Raw genomic sequence first — 23,562 nt, forward strand, 5'->3', positions numbered from 1 at the left:
AGATTGATTTTTGCGTCGGCCTTGATCCTTCCTTTTACTATAATAAAAACATCATAGCCGAAGGAGGAAATCATGAGTCAGCTTGAACATCTGCCTCACCCCAGCCGCTTGCCTTCTCTGAATCACCATACACTGGCCTTTTTTTCCAATCCCGATGACGTTCGCAAAGCGGCTTCGGCGCTGGTCAATGCCGGCTTTCATGAGGCCGACATCAATGTCTTTGAAGGCGATGATGGGGTTGAAGCTGTGGACCTGGATTCAATCCACGCCGACCTGATGGAAAAGTACTATCGAAAATTCGTGAAGTTTTCAGACTCGGCCGAATGGCATTTTTTGACCGAGGCCGACGATGAACTGCGCCGTGGGCATATTCTGATGTGCCTGGTGACCATGAACGTCGAAGAAAAGGACGTGGCGGTGCCGCTTCTAAGAAAACACAAGGCCTTTGATATTCGCTACTGCACGGGCATCGCGATTGAAGAGGTTGTTTAAGGATTCTTTCTAGGGTACATCTGTCACATTCTTTGTGAGGTGACAGATGACCGACCTTGAATTCAAAATTTTCAAAGTTCCTTCCGAATTTGGCGAATGGCTGGCGGCCTTCGAGGACGATCAGCTGATTTTTCTGGGCAGCTACAATGCCGGGAAAAAATTGGTGGAAGGCGATCTGGCCTCTTTGATTGAGAAATTCTACAGCGTGCGCATTGGCTCTTTCCAACCAGCCAAATGGAACAATGGCAATTTCTGGACAACCCAGCACCAAATCAAGCTTCAGGGCACCGAATTCCAAATGAAGGTGTGGCTGGAGCTTCTGAAAATACCCGCAGGCAAAACCGTCACTTATTCTGAGCTGGCTAAAAAACTGCGTAAAGGATCCGCAGTTCGCGCTGTGGCCACCGCCGTCGGTAAGAACCCCATCAGCTACTGGATTCCCTGCCACCGCGTGGTCGGCAAAGGCAGCAATCTTTTGAAATATCACTGGGGCCCGGAAGTGAAAGAATATCTGCTGATAAAAGAAGGCGTGCTTTAAAACTTCAGATTGAAATTCAGCGTGATGCCGGGATTGCGAACATAGTCGTACTGATCAGCAAAGTCGACATTGGGAATCACCTGCACATCCAGCATGTTCTTGTACAGGACGCGGCTCCAGGCAATGCCCAAATTATAGCTTTTCATCTGATAGTTCGGCCGGTTTGTTGACGTCACAAAAATATTATACGAGATATTCGATCGATTGCTGAACCAGTGCCCCAGGGCCACACCGTTGGTCACCGTGAACAAATGGGCACGGTCTTCATAGTCACCCTCATTCACAAAAGTCAGATTAAAGCGCTGGGAAAGCTGAAAGGCAAAGTTGAAGGCCAGAAAGATCCCCGTGCCCTTGTCGGCATCGGCATAAAACTGCAGCTTTGGGTTCACCCGATAGTTTTTGCCGCGCTCGACGACGCTTTCAAGTGTCAGCGTGTGGGAAATCAAAAAAGAGCCGGCAAAGCTAATGCGCGGCTGGAAAGACGCTTTAACATCCCCCAATTTGCGGAAGAATCCCAGTGTCGCCCCGTAATCCCGTTCGCGCGGAGTCTGACGAAGGTATGTCTGGGAAATACCGCGCTCTTTGGTTTCATCATAGCTGGTAAAAGTGATCTGCCAGTATTCTTCCACATTGGGAAGACGCAAATTGAAATTGAAACCGAAGGCATCGTTGTAACCTTCTTTTTCGTTATAATAAAAAGACGGCTCTATCAGGAACGCGGTTTTATTCTGTTTGGTGGTGTACTGCTGACCGGCCAGAAACAAGTCCACCCCTTCGGCCAAACCGTCAAACCATTCAGAAATGGCGACGTTACCGGTGATGAAGGACTTTTCCCATTTGCCTTCCTTGGATTCCGACTCGGCTTCCGAGTATTCTGCGCGCGCATTTCCGCAATACAGGGCCAAGGCCAGCATCACTGACCCCAGAGCACTTTTGCGCGCGAAAGATATTGGTGCTTTTTTCCCCTTCACGTTTTAGTCTCCAAACATGAAGTATTTTAGACTTATCCTTTGCTTCCTGTCGCTGAGTATCTCACTGCTGGCTGCAAAATCAGTCCAAGCCTACATCCCTCAGCGTGGTAACGTCGTGGCCACCCTCAGTCCCTATTTCTTCAAAACCAATTATGACGGCCACGAGCAGGGACAAAACAAGATGACCACCGGGATTTCTTTGGTGGCCAATGGGGATGTCGACAACAAAGGCAGTCTTGAAATCGCCGCAATCTACATGAACAAAACTTACTTCCGTGAAGACGGCAATCGAACCGTTGCAGAAAAAACCCAGCTGATGCACATCACGATGGGATACCGTCGCTGGTGGACAGAACCTTTTTCAACTTCACTGGCTCTTTACACCTCTTATCCGATGGGACTTGTGGACGTGCTTCACAACGACTTCACGCCGGAAGAAGACATGGGCACCACCGCTCGCTCCACCACTGAAACCGGGCTGGATTTGGCTCTTCAGTATGAGCTGATCAACCGCGAACGTTTCACGATCGTGGCTGAAGGGCGCTACTCGTACTCGCTGACCAAAAAGTCCAACGAATACGCCGACCAGTACGGCGCCAGCATCGGGATCAGATACTTCATTCAAAGCAAAGTGGCGTCCCCGAAAGAGCTTCGAGAATAATCAGGTCCTAATTTAGATAAGTTAAATATTTGATTTTGTGGGTCTTTTAAGAAACACAAACTTTGGTCCATATTTGAAAATAGCCTCTTTACTTACATATAATTTACATAGTAATTTATATGTAAATGGAGAGCTTCAAATGAGCACCCTCGCCCTTCCCGAACTGGCTAACATCCCCTTTGTTTCTGCCGAGCAACTGCAACCGCCGCCGGGCCTTTCCACCGGCGTGAATGTCCTGGATGACTTTCTGCTGTGGAAAGGAGTCCCGCAAGGCGACCTCAGCCTGTTGCAAGGGGCCCCCGGCACCGGCGCCACTTCCTTGTGGATTCGCATCGTTCAAAACGTGCATTCCCAAAACAAGTGGGCGGCATGGATCAACGGGGATGCTCAGCTTTTCCCCGCTCATTTAAGCAACTACAAAATCAATCTGAAAAAACTGCTGGTGGTCAAAGAGCCCAAAGAAAATGAACAGCTTTTCTGGCTGCTGCAGGAACTCATCACCAGTTCCCTGTTTGAAGTGATCGGCTGCAATCTGAAAGAGATGTTTTTGAAAAACCATCAGCTGCAAAAATTGAAACGACTTTGTCGTCTGCACAAGGTCGCTTTGGTTTTTGTGAATCAGAAAGCCAGCAAGTTTGTAAACCCGCTGTTCAGTCTGATGATCCATTTTCAACGCGACTTTATCACCATCCAAAGGGCCTTGCACCGTCCGACGCCGTTCAATCTGGCAGGGAGTATGATTCATGCGAACTTTATGCATCAATTTAAAAACACCGCAAGAAAGCTCCTCAGCTGAGGCCTTTTTGGTGCTGAACCCGCGCGTTCAGTACCGCTTCCCGCACTATATCTTCGTGGACATTGGTTCGACCCAGCACTTGATGGGCGGCGAAATGGGCTGCCTTGAAAAAGCGCTGGAAATCGCAGCCAAGTTTGCTCCGGATGCCAGTGCTGCCATTGGTGATACTCCGGCCGGCGCACAGATGCTGGCGAAATGGCGCCCGTCGCATATCAGTCTGCGCGGCAAAGAACAGGAAAGCTTCAAAGGCCTGGGACTGGATGCCCTGAAAGATCTTGAAGGTCTTTCGCCGTGGGCCCAGAAAAAACCGGTCGAGCACATGATTGCCTTCTTCCACACCCTGGGTGTGTACGGGCTGGAAGGTGTTCTGAATTTTCGTCTTAATTCACTGCGTGAACGCTGGGGGGATTTTGGGGTTTTACTTTGGAATCGTCTGCATTCTCAGGACTCTCAGGTCATTTCACCTCTTGTGCCTCGCGACCCTCTTGTGGGCTATGGCTACCTGGATGATCCCTTAGGTTCCGCCCCCCTGCTAATGAACCGGCTCAAGGTTCATCTGGACATTCTGTTTGCGCGCCTGCAGGGCTTGGCCCGTCATGCGCAGCGCCTGGATGTGGTTTTACACTGTGAATACTCGGACAAACACTACAATCTTTCGATTGAACCCGTCAGCCCGACACGCGATCAGGAATTGTTCGAGGATCTGCTATTCAAGAAACTAGAACAGCAGGTTCTGGAAAATCCGATCCGGGAATTTGAAATCACTTTGTTTGATGTACCGGAAAAAATCCAGCAGCTGGATTTCTTTGAACCCCGGGACAACACCGAGGACCGCTGGCGCCGCCTGATCAGCTTTGCAAAACAATCCCAGTGTGAAATGGGCTTTCTGCAAATGGAAGCCAGCCACTTCCCCGAACAAAGTTTCCGTCTGGTGACCGACTGGCCCGAGGACTTTAAACCTCAGGATCTGGTGGAAAGACAGGACGAGGCTTTGCAAATCAAATCAGTGTATGCAAAAGCTCTGGCTTCCAGCCCGCGCCCGTCCCTGCTGCTGGAAAAGCCACAGGCCCTGAGCACTGGCGAGGTGCAAAAGCTTCGGTTTGTGTCGTCCCTTCCCAGTGAACGCATTGAATCGGCCTGGTGGCAAATTTCAGTTCAGGATTTAAAAAACAGAGATTATTACTTTGCGCTCTCTCATCAAGGTCAACTGCTGTGGGTTTTCAAAGATCGCATAAATTCACAGGTCTACTTGCATGGGTACTTTGACTAATAAAGCTTTGATTGCTTCACAAAATTCCAGGCTGCCGGCCAAACCCCGGCCGCGCGCCAAAGGCTTCGTCGAACTTCTGGGTCGCAGTAATTTTTCGTTTCTGCAAGGGGCTTCCAGTCCTGAAGAGATGGTGTCGCAAGCCGTGGAGTTCGGTTACGACGGTATGGCGCTGTGTGATCTGAACGGCCTGTACGGCGTGGTCCGCGGTTTTCAGACCATTCAGTCACCTTCTTTGTTCACCGCTTCGCCGCAAGTGAAGGAAGGCTTTCATTATCTGATTGGTTCAGAGCTGACTTTGACCGATGAAAGCTCCGTCGTGCTGATCCCGATGAACAAACAGGGTTATTCGCATCTGTGTGAAATTCTGACATTGGGAAAACGTCAGGCGGCCAAGGGTTTTTCCAAACTCAGTCTGGAACAGATTGAAAAATACAATCAGGGTCTTTTGTGCCTGGCCATCCCGCCGTGGACGGACGAACGCTATGAAAAACTTGAAAAGATTTTCGACAACCGCCTGTATCTGCCGCTGTGGCGGGATCTGACCTGGGAATCCCAGGAATTCTGCCGACAGGGCTTTGCGCTGGAAGAAAAATACCAGGCGCGTCTGTTTGTTACCCAGCGCCCGTTCATGCACAGTCCGGAACGCAAACCTTTGTTTGATGTTCTGACCTGCACTCTTCATCACACCACTTTGGCAGAGGCGAAAAACAAACTGATTCAGAATTCTGAGAGATGCTTAAAAAGCCTCGATGATATTTCGTGGTTGTGGCAAGACCGCCTGGATCTTGTGGAAAAAACTGTGGAGATCTCGGCACATGTGACGTTTTCACTAAATGAGATACGTTACCGCTATCCCGCATCCAGCTTGCCTTTGGGGATGACTCCCACCGAACACATGCACCACCTCACATTGAAGGGCGCGGAAAACCGCTACCCTGAAGGGATTCCTGACAAAACCTTAAAACAGATCGAGCACGAGTTGGAATTGATCAAAGATCTTCAGTACGAAGATTACTTTCTGACTCTGAAAGAGATCTGTGATTTCGCTTCATCCAGAGGGATTCTTTATCAGGGCCGCGGTTCGGCGGCCAATTCCGTGGTGTGTTTCTGTCTGGGATTAACCGCGATTGATCCGGTGCAAATGAATCTGCTGTTTGAACGTTTTCTGTCACGTGAAAGGCGCGAACCGCCGGATATTGATATCGACTTTGAACACAGCCGTCGCGAGGAAGTGATTCAGCACATCTATGAAAAATACAACGAACGCCACGCGGCCATGGTGTGCACGGTGATTCGTTATCGTTCCCGCATGGCCATTCGTGAAACAGCCAAGGTGTTCGGCATGCCGCTGGCAAAAATCAATGCCATGATCAAGTTCATGGGCCGTGATGGCATGAAGCGCCTGCTGGATCCCGCGGTGGCTGCGGATTTCGGCATGGAGCCGGGGCCGTGGAAGATGTTCATGGCGCTGGCTCAGCAGCTGCACGGATTCCCCCGTCATCTGGGAATTCACAGTGGCGGCTTCCTGATCACTCAGGATCCCATCACTGAAATGGTTCCCGTGGAAAAAGCCACCATGAACGGCCGCTATGTCATTCAGTGGAACAAAGACGACGTGGACTTCCTGCGCCTGATGAAGATTGACGTTTTAAGTCTGGGAATGCTGACGTGTCTGCGCAAGTGCTTTGATCTTTTGCGTGATGTGAAAGGCAAGGACTACAGCCTTGCCACTTTGCCTGCCGATGACAAACTCACTTACGACATGATCTGCCGCGCGGAAACTGTCGGCGTCTTTCAAATTGAGTCCCGCGCGCAGATGAACACTTTGCCCCGCATGCAGCCCAAAAACTTTTATGATCTGGTGATTGAAATCGCCCTGATCCGCCCCGGCCCCTTGCAAGGGGGCATGGTGCATCCATTCCTGAAGCTGCGCCAGAATCCGCCGAAAGAAATCAAATATGCGCATCCCGCTTTAAAGGAGATTCTGAAAAACACCATGGGCGTTCCCATATTTCAGGAACAAGTGATGAAGATGGTGGTCGCTGTGGCGGACTTTACTCCGGGTGAAGCTGATGAACTGCGCCGGGTGATGTCGTCCGCGTGGAAACGCAAAGCCACCATGGGTGGTATCGAGCAGCGCCTGCGCACCGGATTTGCCAGTCACGGGATTTCCAGTGAATACGCCGATCAGATTTATAAAACCATCGAAGGTTTTGCCAACTATGGTTTCCCGGAAAGTCACTCGGCCAGCTTTGCTCTTTTAACTTATGCCAGCTGTTATCTGAAATGTCATTACCCGGATGTGTTTGCCTGCGGCCTTTTAAACAGTCAGCCCATGGGCTTTTACGCGCCCCGCACGATCATCGCCGAAGCCCAGCGAAATGGCGTGGTGGTGGCGCCCTTGGACGTGCAAAAATCTGACTATGACTACACTATTGAAAAAACGGCCTCGGGTGATCAATTGCGTGTGGGGTTAAGATCTATCTATGGCATTCCCGAAACGCTGCTTCGCCGGGTTGAAGACAGTCGCAAAACAGAAGGTCTGTATCAGGATCTGGCGGATTTTATCCGTCGCACGCAGCTTCCCCGCAGTATGCTGCTGAAACTGGCCGCCGCCGGTGCTTTTGAATCTTTCAACGGCAATGTGCGGGAACTGATCTGGAATCTGGAATCTTTAAGCCTTGATCAGCAAAGCTTCCTGTGGGGGCACCCCAAAGAGCAATTTGAACTGGGTGAAGACGAGGATGAACCTGAACATCTGCCGTTTGAATCCAACTGGGACCGCCTGCGCCGCGAATACGACAGCAAGGGGTATTCCGTTGAATCCCACCCGATGTCGGTACTTAGAACCTATCTGCACAGTAAAAGCGAAGCTCTGCGCGAAAAACGTTTTGTGCCTTATTTTTCTTCGGATGATCTGAAGCGCATGAAAACAAAAACCAAGGTGCGGGTTGCGGGTCTGGTGGCCATCACTCAGCGCCCGCCCACCGCCAAAGGAATGTGTTTTATCACGCTGGAAGACGAATTCGGCTTTATGAACATCGTCATTCACCCCGAGATCTATCAAAAGGACCGCACCACGATTTACACCAGATCGCTGCTGGAAATCCACGGCCAGGTTGAAAAAGTGGGCGTCATCACCAATATCCGCGCTGAACGTATTCTGCCGCTGGGATAGGCCCTGAAAGTGCTTTTCAAGTCCGATCCCGCGGTGTTATGGTGCCGGCATGATCCGCGAAGCCATTGAAATGATTTTCACCCCTGCCACGTCCGTCGCCAAAAAATACGGATTCGTCTATCATTCGATTTCTTTGAAGCACCGCTTTGAACGCTGTAAAAAAATATGGCTACCGCATCTGAAAAACTGTCAGGACACTTTTCTGCAAGTTGTAAAAGGCCTGCCTCAGAAAAAATCCGTGGTGGTTCTGGGCAGTGCCCATTTGCATGAAATCCCGCTGCACCTGCTGGTGGACAATTTTGAAAGCATCACCCTGGTGGATGTCATTCATCCTTTGAAACACCACTGGGCGGCCAAACGCAATTCACGCCTGAAGCTGGTCACGCAGGATCTGGGTGGATCTTTGCACGAACTTGAAAATCTGAAATCCCTGGAAGACCTGAACAAATTGATTCAGGATCTGTCTGCAAAACAGCTTTTCCATTTTGAGGCCGATTTGATTGTTTCCGGGAACCTTTTGTCGCAACTGGCTCTGCTGCCAATGGAAGCTTTGGAAAAATTCATGAAGAAAGATCTGACTTTGGCTGAAAAAGATCAGATCTGCACGGCCTTCGGTGAAATTCATCTGAAGAATCTGCGCCAGTGTTCCGGCCACAAGCTGATTTACACAGATCGCGAAGTCACCTATCGCAACCCTCAAGGGGAAAAGATCTATCAGGGCTCTTACCCCGTGAACTTTGAAGGATTCACCAAATTGCGTGAATGGGATTGGATTCTGGCTCCGCTGAAGGAAGCCTCGAAGGACTATTCCATTGAAATGAAAGTGGAAGCTTACGCTTCCAAATAAAAAAGCCGCATTTCTGCATCACAGATTATGCGGCTTTTCTTTTTAGCAGCGAGGTCCTTTGCTGCAACCCAGAAGATCTTCGGTCTCTTTCAACTTGAAGAAGTTTTTCAGGCGGGACTTGTTATCCAGATGAGTTGAGCTGTCACTTTCATTTTCTGCATCCTCAAGATGGCACATCCAGGCCAATGCCGCTTTGGCTTTTTCTGACTGAACTGAAAGCTCCTTATCCTGCGCCAGGAACTTGTTCAAGATGCGGAAACCAATGATATCAGCCTGCGTTTCTTTGTTTTTGCTTTCAATGAACTTTGCAGACTTGTCCGCCAGATCCGTGTTCACACAAGACAGCACCCGGTTATCCAGTTCAAATCCACGGAACTGCAATTGATGAGTCATCTCATGCGCCAGGGTCATCACAAGGCCTGCGATTCTTTCCGTCTTGGTTTTTCCGGCATTCAGCAACAACTGACCAGGACAGATATAGATCACACCACTGGGACCACCCCCCGGCAGCAATGAGCGAGCCATCACGCTCAAACCGTCAACTCCGCAGCCCACGGCCATATCAATCGTGACCGTGTCTTTGCCTTGATAGGAATTTTCAAAAGTCTCTGACACGGACTGAACCACGGTCGTATTCAAGGCACCGACCAGGTCCATACGGCCATTTTCAAGCTTTTCTGATGTCACAAACTCAATCATCAGCTTGCGCACGATCTCAGTGGCTTCTTTCACTTCTTCATCATAGTTATAGATGGTTCGGTATTCTTTGTCGGCCAGGACCAGCAGGCGACTTTGCGCTTGGAATCTTTTGGCTCCATCGGTGATGGTTTTTTGGAACGACTCTTTGGATCCATCAAATTCTTCCGACAAAGACAGCTCGGCTTTCAGGGCTTTCACTGCGGCGGCGAAACCGTTCTTTTTAATATCCGCCACGATGGGCAGAACCGATTTTTCACAGATATTGATTTCAGGTGTTTCGCAGATCGGAGCAGATCTCGCGCCCGGAACAATTTGTTCCGCCTTGGCTTTATCGGTGGCCTTGTTGCGGTACTTTCTTGCGTAATCAGAATCTTTTTCCGCACACGCGGCCAAACCCAAACTGATCGCAAGGATAACGCTAAGCTTTTTCATAACTGCTCCTTTTCTTTACGCGTGAGTACTGAAAAACGGCACTTCCGCGGGCCGGAGCCCCGTGGTTCGAGGCGGACCTGATAGCTAAGGAGTAAAGCAAAGGCAGGGCCAAGCCGCCGTCTCAAAATGAGATAGCGAAAAAGGTTCCCGGTTCTTTTTTGGGTCTACAACGCGTCTAACGCAGTGGGGACCTAAAAAAGAACCGGGAACCTTTTAGTTTATTTTTTGAGGGCGATGTAGAGGCCTTCGAAGGTGGGGATGATGGCGGATTCGAACAGGGTTGGGTCCGCCAGGCGCTTGTTGAAGTCCTGCATGATGCGGGTTTGTTTGTCTGAGAATTTCTGCGTGGGTTCTCCCCACACCGAGCCTGACAGGAAGATGTTGTCAGCCAGAATCAAGCCGCCTTTACGAACGTTTTTCTCGGCCCAAGTCAGATAGTCAAAGTAGGCCGCTTTGTTCCCGTCGATGAAGACGCCATCAAAAGGCCCCAAAGCTGCGATTTTTTCAAGCTCTTCACGAGCATCACCCATCACCAGATGAATTTTCTTTTGGGACTGATCCAGTTGTGCAAAAATCTGTGACGAATACTCGCCATGCTTCGGATCTTTTTCCAAAGTCCACAGCTCCCCGCCTTCAGGCAGGGCTTCAAAGATGTACTGGGCAGACAATCCTGTCAGCGTGCCGATCTCGACAAATTTGCGGCAACCATGCGTGCGCACCAAAGTCTGAATCAACTTCGCTTCAGCAGCATTGATGCTGATTCTTCCCAGATTCAATTCATCCGCAAACTGGCGAGAACGTTTTTTAAGATCACTTTCTTCAGAAAGAAGTGAAAGCATATAATTGTCTTTGTGGGTTAACACGGATTCACGCATGCCCTATCTTCGCACATCCCGCCTGTGAAGTTAACAGGAAGTTAATTTGCCCGTCATTCTGCTCGCGCATAGCCTTAAGGGACCTGTTTCTCTAACACGGAGGTATTTCCATGAATTTGTCTTCAGCTATTAAAATTGCCGCTTCCTTGACCCTGGTGTTTGCCTTGGGGGCCTGCTCCAGCAAATCCAAAAAAGAGGATGAAAACGTCATCGGTCAGCGCGGCAACCGCGGTCCTGATTCGGCCCTGTCCGGAGCCGCCGGTGATTTAAAAAAATCCACCAAGTTCTCAACCCTTTCCCAGAACATTCGCTTCAATGTCGGAAGTTCAGAACTAAATGCCTCCAGCCGCCGTGCTTTGGATGAAATCGCCAGCGAGCTGAAAAAGACCGCCAACTCCTATGAAAAAATCCGTATCTCCGGCCTGACTGACCCTCAAGGCGACACCGATCGCAACCTGCGCCTGTCGGAAGCCCGTGCGATGCGCGTGCGTGACTATCTGGTTTCTCGCGGTGTAGCTGAAGACAAACTGGAAACCATTGGCAAAGGAGCTGTCGCCCGCGACACCATGGGCACATCCTCGCAAATGGCGCGGGATCGACGCGTGGACTTTGAGATTGTCGAATAACGTCAAAAACGGCAAGATAGTGGCCTATGAATCCACTTCTTGTCTTTGACCTTGATGGCACTTTGATTGACTCGGCCCCGGATATTATCGTGGCCGTCAATCGCACTTTGGCAAACCATTCCAAACCAACTCTGAGCGATGAACTAATCATCTCTCACATCGGCGAGGGCATTAAAAAGCTTATCGCCGATTTATTTAAAGACGACCCTTTGGAACCCGCCGACATCATCGCCCTGGAAATGGAATTCCTGAAAACCTACGAAGAAGAGATGCTGCAAAAAACCCGCATCTATCCGGGCGTGGAAGAATTCCTGTCCCGCTATCAGGGACCGATGGGTATCATCACGAACAAAAATGAAATCCCCGCGAAGGTCATTTTGAAACACCTGGGCCTGGACAAGTACCCGTGGGTGAATGTTTTCGGCGCGGATACTTTGGAAGAAAGAAAGCCCAGTCCGCTTCCTTTAAGAACAATGATGAAACTGGCGGGCCGTCTGCCTGGCAACACCCTGATGATCGGCGATGGCATCCCGGACATGGTCTCAGCTCAAAGGGCTGGGGTTGCCTCTATCGCCATTGGGTTTGGCTATACGGCGACTCCTATACTGGAGTCATATGAACCCCTGGCCGTTTTGGAACACTATCAGGAACTCTCAGATTTGATTGAACGAATCTCAGTCCGGGCCTGATGGACGCTGGACCTTGGTCCCATTCGTGGGGGCAGTGTAAAGGATTAACCAAAAAACTCCGATAACTTCTATAGGAATTAGTTTGAGGAGTGGAATGAAGACCCAAGGCAAAATTTGGATCATCTATGATGCTGAGGCCAAGACGCAGACAAAGCCAATGTCTGTGGTTCAAGCTCAAGTTTCGATCCTGTCCATTCCTGAACATGAACACTCGAAATTCTTCCTGTGGACCCCGGGCTGGGAAAGCTGGCTGTCCATCAAAGACTTCCTGGAATCTGATCAAAACTATTTCGTCATCGTTCAACCCCCGAAGCCAGGCGGCATGCCTTCTCTTCCGGGTGAAAATGAACACACTCTGACCGCGACCAAGAATGCTCCAGCCACCAATGGTGGTGTTGACAGTCCGTACACGCAGGTTGTGGTGGGCGATATTCCTCTGAAGCACCGTGAAGTCGGTGGCTATCACCAGAAAGATTTTAACGGAGATGATCTGGATCTGGCCAAGATCCGCAAAGACAAATCCGATATGCCAAAACCTAAAAAGAAAGGCGACGAGCCTGAAGAAGATCCGCTGTCCCAGGCCGCGAAGCCTGAGCCCAAAGGTTCTGATCGCCGTCGTGATCCCCGTCACAACTTCAAAATTGAAGTCGTGCTGGTATCCAAGGTGCGCTCGTTCCGCACTTATTCGAAGGACATCTCTTTAAGCGGAACCATGCTTGAAGACGAAATCCCAAGAGACTTCCTGAATAAGCCTTTCGATCTGATCATTGTAAATCCATTTGAACCGGATCCATCCAAAGCCCGTCTGCTGTTCCGCGCGAAAATCGTGGGTGACCTGGCAGACCCTCGCCGTCTGATGTTCATCGAACAAGACGTCACCATGACATTGCGTCTGGATGCTTTGCTGAAAGCTTACGTGGCTTATCAGGATCAAGTCCGTCGCAGCGCCGGCTAATCTTACTCCAACCTTATCAAAAAATACTGTTTTGCAGGACCGCACATCGGCGCCTCTTCACGACTATCGTCGTATAAATTGCGATACTGAATTGTTTGCTCCTTAATCATCTTTCAAATTTTCAGAATAATTATTGCGTTAAACCCTCTTAATGAAAGATCGAGGCCAGTTTTCTCATATCACCGTCAAGACTCTTTAACACAAACCCGATATCTAATTTTGAGAAATCCATTAAGGAGTCTTTATGAGTACACTGAAGTACGTTGTTGTGATGGGGACCGCACTTGGTCTGCTGACGGGTTGTCAGAAAGAATTGGAAGAAGCTTCCAAACCCCGCTACCTGTACATCGCCAGCGGCGCCTGTTATTCCGGCACTGGCAACACCACTTACAGTGCAACGACTTCCTCTAATGTGATCTTCCGCATCGGTCTTGAAACTGCTCAGTATGAAGGCCGCATCGCCGATTTTTCTTCTGTGCTGGATGCTCCGGGCACAACTCCGGTCAGCATTGTCAATCACGACGATGAACATCTGCTGGCCCTGCTTGAGCACACCGGACAACGGCGTATCGAGCTGATCAAAAAAGAACTGCTCGGCGAAAGACAAACTTTTTATAACAACACTTCCGCGACGGCCCCTATTGGCGCGTTACAATCGGCCGCTCGCTTTTTATTTTCAGTCGTGGATGGTCTTTTGATCAGCCGTACAACGGCGATCGAAAAGCTCGACACGGGCAAGTCCCGCGAAACCGGGACAGGCACCAATGCCTGGGTGCAGGGACCGGGTGGCGCTTGCAGTGCCTCGGTCACCAACATCACTTCACTTGCCACCTATCCAACATCATCCAATGCCGCTGGTTACAACATCATCTACACTCATTCCCAGAATGCCTCCAGCGCCAACAATCGTATTGGTATCATGAACGGACTGACGGGTTGGAACGGAACCACCGGATGTCTGGCGGCACAATCCGGCCCGGCCCTGACCGCTTACCCGACGTCTTCGGTGTACATGCCTGATTCCGGGCGTATCGCGGTGACTTACGCAGGGATCTCGGGATCCATGCTGAATTCAATCTACACTTATGATGTTGATGAAACCGCCAACACCATTTCAGATGCGGTGAATGCTTATGAGGTTCCCAGTGTGATCTATGGGGCTTCGGCGATGGTTTATGACGAAGTGAAAGGGCATCTGTATGTTGCCACTGGCGGCTCCGTGACGACGAATTTCACGACAGGAAACATTCCGTACAATATTGAAAAATTCAGCTATGACAGCACGACGAAGACGTTCACCCGTGTGGGTTCAACGTCCTATTACAGCGGGAATCTTGAAACCCGCTGCATTTCGTCCATGTTTATTGGAAATTAAGGTGTTCCGATGATCTGAACGCCCCAGCTGACCAGATCCCCATTGAAGGTTGAACCACCATCGATGACTTTGATTGTCCAGGTGCCGTTGGAACGTTCCTGGAAGAAGGCATTGCTCAGGAAGACTTCATTGTCATAATCCACCTGACCCAACAATGAATTTCGCATATTCAAAATCATGCTCTTGGTGCCTGACGGAGACGTCAATTCCACACCCAGATCGCCCACACGGTCATGATCCACCTTCAAACGAATACGAACCCCTTCGATGCGCAGATTGTCGGTCACCGTCACGGTATTGCTGACACCCGTCGCACTGTAATCAGGAATTGCCACACGCGTGGTATTTTCAATCCAGCTGGTCCCCGAAAGACCGGCCGTAAATGTCGAAGTATAGTTCTTTGCCATTGCCACGGCGGCATCGACATTCACGCGGCCAAAGCCATACCAGTTATGGAATTTGAAACCGGCACTGTTGGTGACCCAGGCATTTTCCCAGACAGCACCGGCAGGCAGAATCACGTTCTTGGCAGCATTCCCCGGATAATTCCGCAGAGGATGGTTGCTAATCGCCCCTGAATTCGGACGAACCTGCACGGCTGTTTTGGCCAGGATGTATTTCACATCACGCCAGTTCAAGTTCGGATTGGCTTCCAAAAGCAAAGCAATCGCACCCGTCAGAACCGGAGCCGCCGAAGAAGTCCCGTTAAATGTCGTTGTGTAATTGCAATTCAGGTTTCCGTTATTACCCCGTTCGAATTCTACTTTGCCCGAAATGCTGGTCTGAGCATAACCCGCCGTGCACCCCGTGCGGTCCGTGGTCACCATCGCCGGAGAATCATCCCCCGACTCTCCCCCAAAGGAAGAAATCCATACATTGGCCCCAACAGAAGAATACGAAGCTGCATCGCCTGTCGAATTTAAAGCCGCCACAAGAATCGTGTACGGAGTGCTGTTGTCCGGATCCAGATTGGAGTTACCGATGCAGTAAGTATCTGTCGAGCCTTTGCATTCCACCAGGAAGTCATTTCCCGCAGACTTCACATAGATCGAGCCTTTACCGCTGCGACCATTAAGCACACCGTTTAGCAAAGCCGTTTCCCAGGCAGCCACCGGATCCGGCAGATAGTTCTGAGAATTCCCCCAGCTCATATTGTAAACATCATGGCCGCCACCAAGTTGTTCGGCCATACGAGTGAAAGTTTGTGAAACTCCGGTGGAAAGGAAATTGTACGCCAGCAGCTTTGCCTTATAGGCAACACCCTTACTGCCCACGCCATTATCACCCACAGCTGCCGCCAATCCCGCAACCGCAGTCCCGTGATTGTCGTCGGCAGAGTTCGGCGGAGCATTGTTTGTTCCGGAGGTGTGATAGTTCCTGGAAACCCCATACAGGAAGTTGTCCTTCAGGTCAGGATGGACATCCTGAACACCGTCATCGGAAATCACGATCTTGATTCCATTTCCGGTTAACCCGGAAGTCCAAGTCTGTAACAGATTCAAATCCACACCGGCCGTTCCGGCATCACTGGCAAAAACTTTTTGTCCGGTATTATTGATATGCCAGGCATAACCCAACAACGGATCTGCGCCCGTGCCCGCCAGCTCTTCACCAACCGCAGTGAAACTGTTTTTCGCGCAGTTGGTAAATAAAGTCCCCGTGATAGCAGCTATCACCGCAAGGCCCATCAGCATTTTGGCTTTAGGACTAAAACTTTTCATACTTCCTGCTTAAAATCTCCAGCTGGGTCTGACTGATGCCAGGTTCGCTGCTTAAACGTTCTTTCAAAGAGGACAAATTAAAAGTGTCCTGCGCCGAAGTCACAAAATACATATTTGCTTCCGGCATCGAACCCACAACTTTCAGGTCATATTCCTGAATCAGAGAATCGATATTCACGCCTTCATTCACGGTGATCTGAATGGTGCCGGTCACAACGCCCGCAATACCTTTGCGTTCGTTATAAACTGCCAATGGCTGCGACGCCGAGAAGTGGCGGTCATCGCCGCGGAAGCCGTCTTCTTCGACCAGATAGTAACCGTTGATTTCAGCAAGATAGGCGCTGCGCTTTCCGGCAGACTGCGGATACGCGGTTACACCTTCCCACACCTTCCAGGCAGTCCCGGAAAGAACTGATGACTGTGCCAATCGGCGATCATCAGGCTTTGGCAAAACTGTTTGTTTTCTTTTTGGCTCCAGCAACCGGCGGGATTCTTCCGCTTGGTTCTGACCGTGCGACGGGATTTCAGTAACCTGCATTTGCGCACCCGGGGACTGCATGGCGATGTCTTCTTCGCTCAGACGGTCCTCTGAGGATTCAACAACATCGGCGGCCTCTTGCAGGGATTCAGTCAATGTCGGCTCCTGACCTTTTTTCAGGAACAGGGAAAGCGCAACAACCGCTGTGATTACAATAAGTAAGATGATGACGTGTTTACGTGCCATGAGTCCTTTAATTCTATCGTTAAAAAGGGGGCCACGTTCACTATTTTCTGCAAGAAGTATTGGGAAAGTATGGAAACAGCCTGTGTTCTCGTTTTGAGACAGAACTTTGGTCTGTAATAAAAAACCCCTCAGCAATCACTCACTGAGGGGTCCATATTTTTTTAAATCATTTTCTCTTGGATTACGTATTCAACTTCAAAAGCGTTTCCACAGTTTTTTTCAGCTTTTCAACGTCGAATGGCTTTTTGATATAGTCATCAGCGCCGATCTCGAAAGCTTTTTTCATGTCTTCTTCAGAAGCTTTTCCGGAGACAAACACCAGCGGGATTTTTTTAAGATCGCGGTGTTCTTTCAGCAGTTGCGCCAGTTCAAAACCGTTGATCCAAGGCAAGCCCACGTCCATCAGAATCAGATCCACCGAGTGATCATCCAGCACCGTGGAAAGCTCGGTGCCATCGGCCGCAAGCTTTGTCACGTAACCTTCACTTTCAAGGATTCTTTTCATCGCCAGGCGCATGGTTTCGTCATCCTCGATCACCAGAATGATTTTTGGATCCAGCTTTTTCTTGGCTTCACGGAACTGATCCAAAGGCACCACTTCCTGAGAGGCAATGCGCGCTTTGGTCATTTTCTCGATCTTTTCGATCAAATCCTTGGTGTTGATTCTTTTGTCCTTCATATCTTCCTTAGTGAGCTTCCTGGGCTTCCAGCCATCTTTCAGCATCGATCGCCGCCATACAACCTGTACCGGCTGCCGTGATCGCCTGACGATATACGTGATCTTGCACGTCTCCCGCCGCAAAGACACCTGGAATGTTAGTATACGTGGTGTTGGGCTGGGTGATCAAATAGCCTGTCTCATTCATATCCAAAACACCCTTGAAAAGGTCGGTGTTCGGCTTATGGCCAATGGCCAGGAATAGACCCGTGATCGGAAGTTCTTTGACAGCGCCATCAACAGTGCCTTTGATTTTTGCGCCGGTCATACCTTTGCCGTCACCCAGAACCTCGGTCACCTCAGTGTTGTAAAGCACTTCGATTTTCGGATTCTTCAGTGCACGGTCCACCATAATTTTGGAAGCACGGAAATGATCACGTCTGTGAATCAGGTACACTTTGGTTGCGAAGCGAGTCAGGAACTGAGCTTCTTCCATCGCCGTGTCACCACCGCCAACTACGCCGATTTCCTGATTGCGGAAGAAGGCACCGTCACACGTTGCACACGCAGAAACACCGCGGTTGGCGTAAACTTTTTCAGAAGGCAGACCCAGATACTTCGCGCTGGCACCAGTGGAAATGATGATGGATTTGGCCAGGTGAAGTTTGTCACCGATCCACACTTTGAACGGACGCTGGGAAAAATCCACTTTCGTCACGTTACGGGTGATGAAACGAGTGCCGAATCTTTCGGCCTGTTTTCTCATGACAGTGATCAGGTCAGGACCGGTGATCCCGTGGTCAAAGCCCGGGAAGTTTTCAACTTCAGTCGTGGTCATCAACTGACCGCCGGCCTCTTCACCTTCGATCATCAAAGGCTCCAGATTGGCGCGGGAAGTATAAATAGCGGAAGTCAGGCCTGCAGGGCCGGAACCGATGATGATGACGTTTTCAACTTTTTGATCCTGAGTCATAGATTACCTCACAATTGGTCGGGACAATAACGGATCAAGGCTACCACAAATGGGCCCGTTTTCATTAGTTCTTTGCACGTTTTGGACTGCGTCAGCTACACTGGGCTATGCCTTTGATTTCTTTTAAAAAGAACATACGCACTCCGGTGGATGTCCCCACCGAAACGGTCCTGATGACGGCTCTGCTGGAGGCCGGACTTCCCGTCGCCTCCAGCTGTGACGGTGACGGGGTTTGCGCAAAGTGCAAAATCGTTGTCGTTGAAGGCCAGGAACACCTCAGCGCTGAGAACGAAACAGAATGCTTCCTGAGGGAAGCCAATAATCTTCCCAAAGAAGTCCGTATCAGCTGCCAAACCCGAGTTCTCGGTGACATCACTGTCGATGCTACGTACTGGTAATTACAATTACCCCCTGGTTCTGTCTCAGATTGATAGTTAAAAGAGGGCTTTGTCTCATATTCTCTATTCAGAACCTCGACCGTCAGGCCGATAAAATTCTAGTCCGGGAGGATCATGAATATTCGGCACCTTTGGATTTTACTTCTTTCCTGCTTATTCTTAAGCGGCTGCACCATTGAGGCTGAACTGCTTCGTTTGGCCGCCGATGGTCTGCCGTCTCTAAGCCCACCTGAGGGAGGAAATCCTTCCAAGGTCACCGCCTCGTCCTTCAATGTGCGCACGAATTTCCCGGAAAGACGCGGGAACGCCCAACAGATCCATATCGGCAGCGACGGACAAATTATCTTTAATAGCGTCATTTACAATGATTACTACACGAACAGCTACTTCAAAAAGATAAACAACCAGGGTGCCCCGGTTGCCCTTTCCACCGGGAAGTCACAACAAGAGACTCCGTATTTTTCGCAAGCGCACTCGGCCTTAAATTCCACTGGCGACGTGATGGTGCAACTGGGTTACATTTACGATCCCTCGGGTGAATTCATCGGCCTTGTGAAAACAGATATCAATGGTGTCGTCGACACCAGTTTTAACAGCGGAAATCCTGTAAATATCAATCTGGATCAAACCAAATACATCGCCCGATGGCTGAAAGTGGATTCTTCAGAGCGAATCTATGTGATTGGGGAATTCACCGACACTGGCGTCAGCGAGATCTTTATCAGCCGCTATCTTACCAACGGCAGCCTCGACACCAGCTATGGCACCGCCGGATTTGCCAAAACGGATGTGAGTTCCGCCTTCAGCATGCTAGAAGACTGCACCCTTCAAAGTGACCAAAAGATGGTGTGTGCCGGCGCGGCTGGGAACCAATTCTTTGTTGTCCGGTTCAACACAAGCGGTGTTCTGGATACAACCTTCTCCGGAGACGGCATTCTAACCGACTACTATCAAGCCACGATGTTCGATATGGACCGCATCCATTCTGTTATTACCAAGCCTGGCAAAATCTTCGGTCTGGGTCGCGGGACTGTCGCAGGTCCACGAATCATCGCTCTGAATGATGATGGCACCCGTGATAATACTTTTGCCACCAGCGGCCTTTTCAGCCTGGCCCCAAACTTTTCCTACACCGACCATATCACGTTAACATCTTCAGGCGATCTGCTGATCACAGGCAGCAAAGTAAACGGCGCCAACACCGAACTGCGGGTCGCCAAAGTCCTGGCAAATGGAACTTCGGATGCCAGCTTCGGGACCTCGGGACTTGTGTCGCTGAGCGATTTCAAAATCAAAAACACCGCCCTGAATAAAGTTGCGACTTCTGTGACCCTGGATGGATCCGACCGCATCTATCTGTATGGAATCTCCATCAGTCCGGACAGCCCTCGCGGTTACTACGTGACCAAACTGGAAAGTAACGGCAGTCTTGATAACTCTTTTGGCACTGCCGGAGTGCTCAGACCGCATTTTTTGATTTCTTCAAATGAACAGGTGAAGCGATCCTTAATACAGGGCGAAAATCTCCTGGTGGCCGGGACGATGCTTGAAGGAAGGGCCGTGTTTTTATCCAAAGAGCACAATTACGCACTCGACACCAACTTCGGAATTCAGGGGCACTTTACTTTTTACGCCGACAACTTCGAATATATTGAATACATGTTCCTGGCTGAAAATCCTGCTGGAGGCTACTTTCTGTCAGTGGATATCGGCAACGAGGCCACCCAGATAACGACTCAAAAAATTTTAAAAATCACCGCTGCGGGCGCTCTGGACACTTCATTTAATGGAACGGGCATCATCTCACTTCCCAACCCTGAAGCCATGTCGATGGGAATTACTGCCGCCGATGCAAATGGAAATCTGTACGTCCTGAACAAGCTTTGGGAAGGGGCTAACTCGGAGAAAATGATGATCTCCAAATACAATCCGGCCGGCGTCCTTGATACAAGCTTTGGCAGTTCCGGGCAGCTTGTGACCACACTTGAAGTCTGGCCTTTGGACGCCACCTTCAGGAACGGCCGCTTGATGGTTGCGGGCAACAGCTATGATGATGCCTATGTCATCCGGTTTCTGCCTGACGGATCGCTTGATCTGACGTTTAATTCTGTCGGGTACACCATGCAAAGTATCAACATGGAAAACGAATACATGTCGCTTCACTTCGACAGCGATCAAAATGTTTCCCTGTTTTATGCAAACTATGATTCTGAAGAAAAGTTCATTCTGAAAATGGACCAAGATGGAGTTCCGGATGCGACTTGGGGCACGGGCGGCATCCTGGCTATACCGACGGCACCAGCAAACATGCTGACTTCAGCCGTCTGCGATTCTCAAGGAAGATGGCTTCTGACGGGAACGGAAAACTATAGAAAAGCCTTTATCGCCCGCCTGACTCCAGCCGGAACTCTGGACACCACTTTTGGCAACAACGGCTACGTGGTAGATGATGACTATTTGCAATTCAAAACAATAGCGATCGTTGCAGGTGACGGTATCCTTACAACTGGCGAAGTTAATAACAATGGCGTCATCGACGTTGCTGTTATCCCTTATGACAAGGATGGCGTTCGCTAGTGCAACTTTCAAAGAGCCCGCTTTTGAAAGTCCCTGCCAGGATCATCAGATTCATGATCGGGACGATCCAGACGACGGGCTTCTACCGGCTGCGGAACCGCGCAGCGCTCCCCTTCAACGCGTGACATATTGGTTTTTCGCCCAATGCCCGATTGATTTCGTCCATAACAAGGAATCACTGAGCTGCGCAAAACGGTGGTCGGCTCCGCAGGAGCCACAAAGTCAGTTTCGCGTGTGATTGCCGCATTTGCCTTTTCAAAGCCCAGCAGCAGGATCAAAGCAAGGAGTGCCAGAGCAGCCTTAAATAAAGAACCCATAGAAATCTCCTTCTATGGGCCCATTGTATCCCGAGTTCGGGACTAATTTTGAATTTTGCGTTTTAACGCTGGACCTAGAACCTTAGGCCTTTTGCAACCGGACGAAATTGATTTTGATGCCTTCACGCAGGAAGATTTTCTCAAAAGCCGTTTCGAAGTTCTGATCTTTCATTTCGGAATTGTGCAAATCCTGAGTTTCAAAAATGATCTTGTACGGAGACTGACGGATTTCATCCATCGCCCACAGGAAGTACACCAACGAATCCGTTTTGAAATTGATGAATGAACCCGGCTTTTGCAGACGGAACAGCAATTCCAGATTGTCTTTGCAGACGAAACGATTTTTCGGTTTCTTCGGCGACGTCCATGGATCCGGGAAATGGATATAGACGTTGTCGATCTCGCCTTCCGCAAAAAGATGATCAATGTTGAACGCATGAAAACGCGTGATCGCCGCATTTTTGCAGCCCGCATTCATGGCGCGACGGATGGACTGAATCAAAGGTTTATATTTCAGTTCCAGGCCCACCAGCAGACGGTCAGAATGGGTTTTTGCGTGATGTGCAAAATAAGTCCCGTTCCCGGTGCCCACTTCCACGTCCATTGGCAAAGCCGGATCAGCTTTGAAAACGTCAGAACGCCATTTGCCCTTGTTCAGCGGAGCACGCAGCTCATCGAAAGCCACATGTGCATATTCGCCGTTCAACGCCAGGGTGTAGGCATTCTGGTTGGGAAGGTCTTTGGTGATATTAATTTGTCTTCTTAGGGCCTGATCTGTCATGGGTCCCTTGATTAGTCGGACCCGGGTCGTCGGTCAAGCTTTTCACAGAGAAGTCCTGTCTGTTGCGGAAAGGCTGCAAACGAATCGGGCACTGAGGGACCTCGCAGCTGTCACAGTAGGATTTTTTACAAGGATCCAGGTGAAAAGCCAGCTCCCCGTCAAACTCATAATCCTTTACCACGGCCGCCTCAAATTCACCGGTCATGGCATGAACCTGAGAAACATCCCAATATTCCGGCACCACCATATGGGCGTCCACGTGATGGAAACGTCCCGAGCGGATCACCCGCAGATGGTGAATATTGATCACCCCGGGCACTCGGTTTTTTTCAAGCGCCCCTGCCAGCAGTTCGAGCGATTCCACATCCTGCTGGTCCATCAGACCCCCCAGGGATTCACGCACAATCTTGAATCCGGCATACGCCAGCTGCAAACCCACCAGCATGGCGATCACCGGATCCAGCCACTGAATTCCGGTCAGCAGCACCAGACCCAAACCCACCATCACACCCGCGGTTGTCAGCACGTCGGACAGCACGTGGGCCCCGCTGGCTTTCAGTGCGTCGGACTGATGGGTCGTCCCCACTCGCTTCAGATACAAACCCAAAGCCAGATTCACCAAAGCAGCTCCGCCGACAATCAGCAAACCCATTTCCAGCTTCTGAGTCGGTTCGTGATAAATCAATGCCTTGGCGGCCTCGGCAATAATCATGATCGCGGCAAAGAAAATCATCCCGCCTTCAAAGGCGGAGGAAAAATATTCGGCTTTGCCATGGCCATAAGGATGATCCTCGTCCGCCGGTTGAGCGGCAATACGAATCACAAACAGCGCCACGATGGCGGCAATGACATTCACGATGCTTTCCAACGCATCCGACAAAACCGCCGTGGAGCCCGTCAGACGATAGGCGACAACCTTCATCGTGAATATCACGACACTGGCGATGGCAGAAATCCATGCGGCACGATTACGGATTTTATCAGCGGACGAAACAGAGCTTTGCATATA

23 protein-coding genes are annotated in these 23,562 nt (G+C 50.1%); 13 read left to right on the forward strand and 10 right to left on the reverse strand.

Annotated features, from left to right (window positions below; genetic code table 11):
• Positions 1-72: 72 nt before the first annotated feature.
• Together AC04MQ_RS01320 and AC04MQ_RS01325 are read left to right on the forward strand one after the other, a co-directional pair.
• Positions 73-492 carry a hypothetical protein gene (locus AC04MQ_RS01320; RefSeq protein WP_015089574.1) on the forward strand — a complete coding sequence of 140 codons (420 nt, stop codon included), beginning with the start codon at positions 73-75 and terminating at the stop codon, positions 490-492.
• Between the two features lie 46 nt (positions 493-538).
• Entirely contained in the window at positions 539-1,030 is a 492-nt protein-coding gene (locus tag AC04MQ_RS01325) for a methylated-DNA--[protein]-cysteine S-methyltransferase (protein ID WP_015089573.1), read from the forward strand.
• Here AC04MQ_RS01325 and AC04MQ_RS01330 read toward each other — a convergent pair.
• Positions 1,027-2,001, reverse strand: coding sequence for a hypothetical protein (locus AC04MQ_RS01330; RefSeq protein WP_015089572.1), 975 nt, complete (start codon positions 1,999-2,001; stop codon positions 1,027-1,029). The two genes, AC04MQ_RS01325 and AC04MQ_RS01330, sit on opposite strands and share 4 nt — an antisense overlap.
• A 16-nt stretch (positions 2,002-2,017) precedes the next feature.
• On the opposite strand from AC04MQ_RS01330, the gene AC04MQ_RS01335 reads away from it, so the two are divergent.
• The 5 genes from AC04MQ_RS01335 (at position 2,018) to AC04MQ_RS01355 (ending at position 8,753) form a co-directional block, all read left to right on the forward strand.
• Positions 2,018-2,662, forward strand: a complete 645-nt coding sequence (locus tag AC04MQ_RS01335) for a hypothetical protein (protein WP_015089571.1) — start codon at positions 2,018-2,020, stop codon at positions 2,660-2,662.
• Positions 2,663-2,801: 139 nt separating this feature from the next.
• A complete protein-coding gene (locus AC04MQ_RS01340) occupies positions 2,802-3,458 on the forward strand; it encodes a RecA family protein (protein WP_015089570.1) in 657 nt (218 codons plus the stop codon).
• Positions 3,406-4,728 (forward strand): DNA polymerase Y subunit UmuC family protein, encoded by a 1,323-nt coding sequence (locus tag AC04MQ_RS01345; protein WP_235046229.1) that lies wholly within the window; start codon positions 3,406-3,408, stop codon positions 4,726-4,728. The genes AC04MQ_RS01340 and AC04MQ_RS01345 overlap by 53 nt, the downstream gene beginning before the upstream one ends.
• Positions 4,712-7,906 carry a DNA polymerase III subunit alpha gene (locus tag AC04MQ_RS01350; protein ID WP_015089568.1) on the forward strand — a complete coding sequence of 1,065 codons (3,195 nt, stop codon included), beginning with the start codon at positions 4,712-4,714 and terminating at the stop codon, positions 7,904-7,906. The genes AC04MQ_RS01345 and AC04MQ_RS01350 overlap by 17 nt, the downstream gene beginning before the upstream one ends.
• A 49-nt stretch (positions 7,907-7,955) precedes the next feature.
• The gene (locus tag AC04MQ_RS01355) at positions 7,956-8,753 is read left to right on the forward strand and encodes a hypothetical protein (RefSeq protein WP_475390716.1); all 798 of its coding nucleotides are present in this window, start codon (positions 7,956-7,958) and stop codon (positions 8,751-8,753) included.
• Between the two features lie 42 nt (positions 8,754-8,795).
• Here the strand turns inward: AC04MQ_RS01355 and AC04MQ_RS01360 are convergent, their stop codons facing one another.
• A complete protein-coding gene (locus AC04MQ_RS01360) occupies positions 8,796-9,884 on the reverse strand; it encodes a hypothetical protein (RefSeq protein WP_475390718.1) in 1,089 nt (362 codons plus the stop codon).
• A 218-nt stretch (positions 9,885-10,102) separates the two neighbouring features.
• Positions 10,103-10,759: an O-methyltransferase gene (locus AC04MQ_RS01365; RefSeq protein WP_015089565.1), complete on the reverse strand. Its 657-nt coding sequence runs from the start codon at positions 10,757-10,759 to the stop codon at positions 10,103-10,105.
• Between the two features lie 110 nt (positions 10,760-10,869).
• Between AC04MQ_RS01365 and AC04MQ_RS01370 the strand changes: the two genes are divergently transcribed.
• The 4 genes from AC04MQ_RS01370 to AC04MQ_RS01385 all read left to right on the forward strand — a co-directional run bounded on the left by AC04MQ_RS01370 (position 10,870) and on the right by AC04MQ_RS01385 (position 14,404).
• Positions 10,870-11,385 (forward strand): OmpA family protein, encoded by a 516-nt coding sequence (locus tag AC04MQ_RS01370; RefSeq protein WP_015089564.1) that lies wholly within the window; start codon positions 10,870-10,872, stop codon positions 11,383-11,385.
• 26 nt (positions 11,386-11,411) lie between these two features.
• On the forward strand, positions 11,412-12,074 hold the full coding sequence (locus AC04MQ_RS01375; protein WP_475390721.1) for an HAD family hydrolase: 663 nt from the start codon (positions 11,412-11,414) through the stop codon (positions 12,072-12,074).
• Between the two features lie 94 nt (positions 12,075-12,168).
• On the forward strand, positions 12,169-13,029 hold the full coding sequence (locus tag AC04MQ_RS01380; protein WP_475390723.1) for a PilZ domain-containing protein: 861 nt from the start codon (positions 12,169-12,171) through the stop codon (positions 13,027-13,029).
• A gap of 244 nt (positions 13,030-13,273) precedes the next feature.
• A complete protein-coding gene (locus tag AC04MQ_RS01385) occupies positions 13,274-14,404 on the forward strand; it encodes a hypothetical protein (protein WP_475390725.1) in 1,131 nt (376 codons plus the stop codon).
• Here AC04MQ_RS01385 and AC04MQ_RS01390 read toward each other — a convergent pair.
• From AC04MQ_RS01390 to trxB, 4 genes are all read right to left on the reverse strand, one after another.
• Positions 14,401-16,125 carry a S8 family serine peptidase gene (locus AC04MQ_RS01390; RefSeq protein WP_475390727.1) on the reverse strand — a complete coding sequence of 575 codons (1,725 nt, stop codon included), beginning with the start codon at positions 16,123-16,125 and terminating at the stop codon, positions 14,401-14,403. The genes AC04MQ_RS01385 and AC04MQ_RS01390 overlap by 4 nt on opposite strands.
• The gene (locus tag AC04MQ_RS01395) at positions 16,112-16,849 is read right to left on the reverse strand and encodes a hypothetical protein (RefSeq protein WP_475390728.1); all 738 of its coding nucleotides are present in this window, start codon (positions 16,847-16,849) and stop codon (positions 16,112-16,114) included. Before AC04MQ_RS01395 ends, AC04MQ_RS01390 begins: the two co-directional genes overlap by 14 nt.
• Positions 16,850-17,030: 181 nt before the next feature.
• Positions 17,031-17,528 carry a response regulator gene (locus AC04MQ_RS01400; RefSeq protein ID WP_015089558.1) on the reverse strand — a complete coding sequence of 166 codons (498 nt, stop codon included), beginning with the start codon at positions 17,526-17,528 and terminating at the stop codon, positions 17,031-17,033.
• A 7-nt stretch (positions 17,529-17,535) separates the two neighbouring features.
• Complete coding sequence (trxB, locus tag AC04MQ_RS01405; protein WP_015089557.1) at positions 17,536-18,480, reverse strand: thioredoxin-disulfide reductase; 945 nt, start codon at positions 18,478-18,480, stop codon at positions 17,536-17,538.
• 107 nt (positions 18,481-18,587) lie between these two features.
• On the opposite strand from trxB, the gene AC04MQ_RS01410 reads away from it, so the two are divergent.
• Both AC04MQ_RS01410 and AC04MQ_RS01415 read left to right on the forward strand, forming a co-directional pair.
• Positions 18,588-18,878: a 2Fe-2S iron-sulfur cluster-binding protein gene (locus AC04MQ_RS01410; protein WP_475390731.1), complete on the forward strand. Its 291-nt coding sequence runs from the start codon at positions 18,588-18,590 to the stop codon at positions 18,876-18,878.
• Between the two features lie 114 nt (positions 18,879-18,992).
• On the forward strand, positions 18,993-21,455 hold the full coding sequence (locus tag AC04MQ_RS01415) for an NHL repeat-containing protein (RefSeq protein WP_475390733.1): 2,463 nt from the start codon (positions 18,993-18,995) through the stop codon (positions 21,453-21,455).
• 8 nt (positions 21,456-21,463) lie between these two features.
• Here the strand turns inward: AC04MQ_RS01415 and AC04MQ_RS01420 are convergent, their stop codons facing one another.
• From AC04MQ_RS01420 to AC04MQ_RS01430, 3 genes are all read right to left on the reverse strand, one after another.
• On the reverse strand, positions 21,464-21,772 hold the full coding sequence (locus AC04MQ_RS01420; RefSeq protein ID WP_475390735.1) for a hypothetical protein: 309 nt from the start codon (positions 21,770-21,772) through the stop codon (positions 21,464-21,466).
• Positions 21,773-21,854: 82 nt separating this feature from the next.
• On the reverse strand, positions 21,855-22,553 hold the full coding sequence (gene trmB / locus AC04MQ_RS01425; RefSeq protein WP_015089553.1) for a tRNA (guanosine(46)-N7)-methyltransferase TrmB: 699 nt from the start codon (positions 22,551-22,553) through the stop codon (positions 21,855-21,857).
• A complete protein-coding gene (locus AC04MQ_RS01430) occupies positions 22,522-23,559 on the reverse strand; it encodes a cation diffusion facilitator family transporter (protein WP_475390737.1) in 1,038 nt (345 codons plus the stop codon). Before AC04MQ_RS01430 ends, trmB begins: the two co-directional genes overlap by 32 nt.
• Between the last annotated feature and the right edge of the window lie 3 nt (positions 23,560-23,562).

Source organism: Bdellovibrio sp. MYbb2 (genome assembly GCF_056175685.1).

Excerpts from the sequence above, each read along its gene's own strand:
- AC04MQ_RS01390 (WP_475390727.1), bottom strand. The coding sequence starts at position 16,125 with ATGAAAAGTTTTAGTCCTAAAGCCAAAATGCTGATGGGCCTTGCGGTG.
- AC04MQ_RS01385 (WP_475390725.1), top strand. The coding sequence starts at position 13,274 with ATGAGTACACTGAAGTACGTTGTTGTGATGGGGACCGCACTTGGTCTG.
- AC04MQ_RS01400 (WP_015089558.1), bottom strand. The coding sequence starts at position 17,528 with ATGAAGGACAAAAGAATCAACACCAAGGATTTGATCGAAAAGATCGAG.
- AC04MQ_RS01420 (WP_475390735.1), bottom strand. The coding sequence starts at position 21,772 with ATGGGTTCTTTATTTAAGGCTGCTCTGGCACTCCTTGCTTTGATCCTG.
- AC04MQ_RS01345 (WP_235046229.1), top strand. The coding sequence starts at position 3,406 with ATGCGAACTTTATGCATCAATTTAAAAACACCGCAAGAAAGCTCCTCA.
- AC04MQ_RS01430 (WP_475390737.1), bottom strand. The coding sequence starts at position 23,559 with ATGCAAAGCTCTGTTTCGTCCGCTGATAAAATCCGTAATCGTGCCGCA.
- AC04MQ_RS01340 (WP_015089570.1), top strand. The coding sequence starts at position 2,802 with ATGAGCACCCTCGCCCTTCCCGAACTGGCTAACATCCCCTTTGTTTCT.
- AC04MQ_RS01415 (WP_475390733.1), top strand. The coding sequence starts at position 18,993 with ATGAATATTCGGCACCTTTGGATTTTACTTCTTTCCTGCTTATTCTTA.
- AC04MQ_RS01395 (WP_475390728.1), bottom strand. The coding sequence starts at position 16,849 with ATGGCACGTAAACACGTCATCATCTTACTTATTGTAATCACAGCGGTT.
- AC04MQ_RS01325 (WP_015089573.1), top strand. The coding sequence starts at position 539 with ATGACCGACCTTGAATTCAAAATTTTCAAAGTTCCTTCCGAATTTGGC.
- trxB (WP_015089557.1), bottom strand. The coding sequence starts at position 18,480 with ATGACTCAGGATCAAAAAGTTGAAAACGTCATCATCATCGGTTCCGGC.
- AC04MQ_RS01350 (WP_015089568.1), top strand. The coding sequence starts at position 4,712 with ATGGGTACTTTGACTAATAAAGCTTTGATTGCTTCACAAAATTCCAGG.
- AC04MQ_RS01320 (WP_015089574.1), top strand. The coding sequence starts at position 73 with ATGAGTCAGCTTGAACATCTGCCTCACCCCAGCCGCTTGCCTTCTCTG.
- AC04MQ_RS01335 (WP_015089571.1), top strand. The coding sequence starts at position 2,018 with ATGAAGTATTTTAGACTTATCCTTTGCTTCCTGTCGCTGAGTATCTCA.
- AC04MQ_RS01410 (WP_475390731.1), top strand. The coding sequence starts at position 18,588 with ATGCCTTTGATTTCTTTTAAAAAGAACATACGCACTCCGGTGGATGTC.
- trmB (WP_015089553.1), bottom strand. The coding sequence starts at position 22,553 with ATGACAGATCAGGCCCTAAGAAGACAAATTAATATCACCAAAGACCTT.
- AC04MQ_RS01365 (WP_015089565.1), bottom strand. The coding sequence starts at position 10,759 with ATGCGTGAATCCGTGTTAACCCACAAAGACAATTATATGCTTTCACTT.
- AC04MQ_RS01380 (WP_475390723.1), top strand. The coding sequence starts at position 12,169 with ATGAAGACCCAAGGCAAAATTTGGATCATCTATGATGCTGAGGCCAAG.
- AC04MQ_RS01360 (WP_475390718.1), bottom strand. The coding sequence starts at position 9,884 with ATGAAAAAGCTTAGCGTTATCCTTGCGATCAGTTTGGGTTTGGCCGCG.
- AC04MQ_RS01375 (WP_475390721.1), top strand. The coding sequence starts at position 11,412 with ATGAATCCACTTCTTGTCTTTGACCTTGATGGCACTTTGATTGACTCG.
- AC04MQ_RS01355 (WP_475390716.1), top strand. The coding sequence starts at position 7,956 with ATGATCCGCGAAGCCATTGAAATGATTTTCACCCCTGCCACGTCCGTC.
- AC04MQ_RS01370 (WP_015089564.1), top strand. The coding sequence starts at position 10,870 with ATGAATTTGTCTTCAGCTATTAAAATTGCCGCTTCCTTGACCCTGGTG.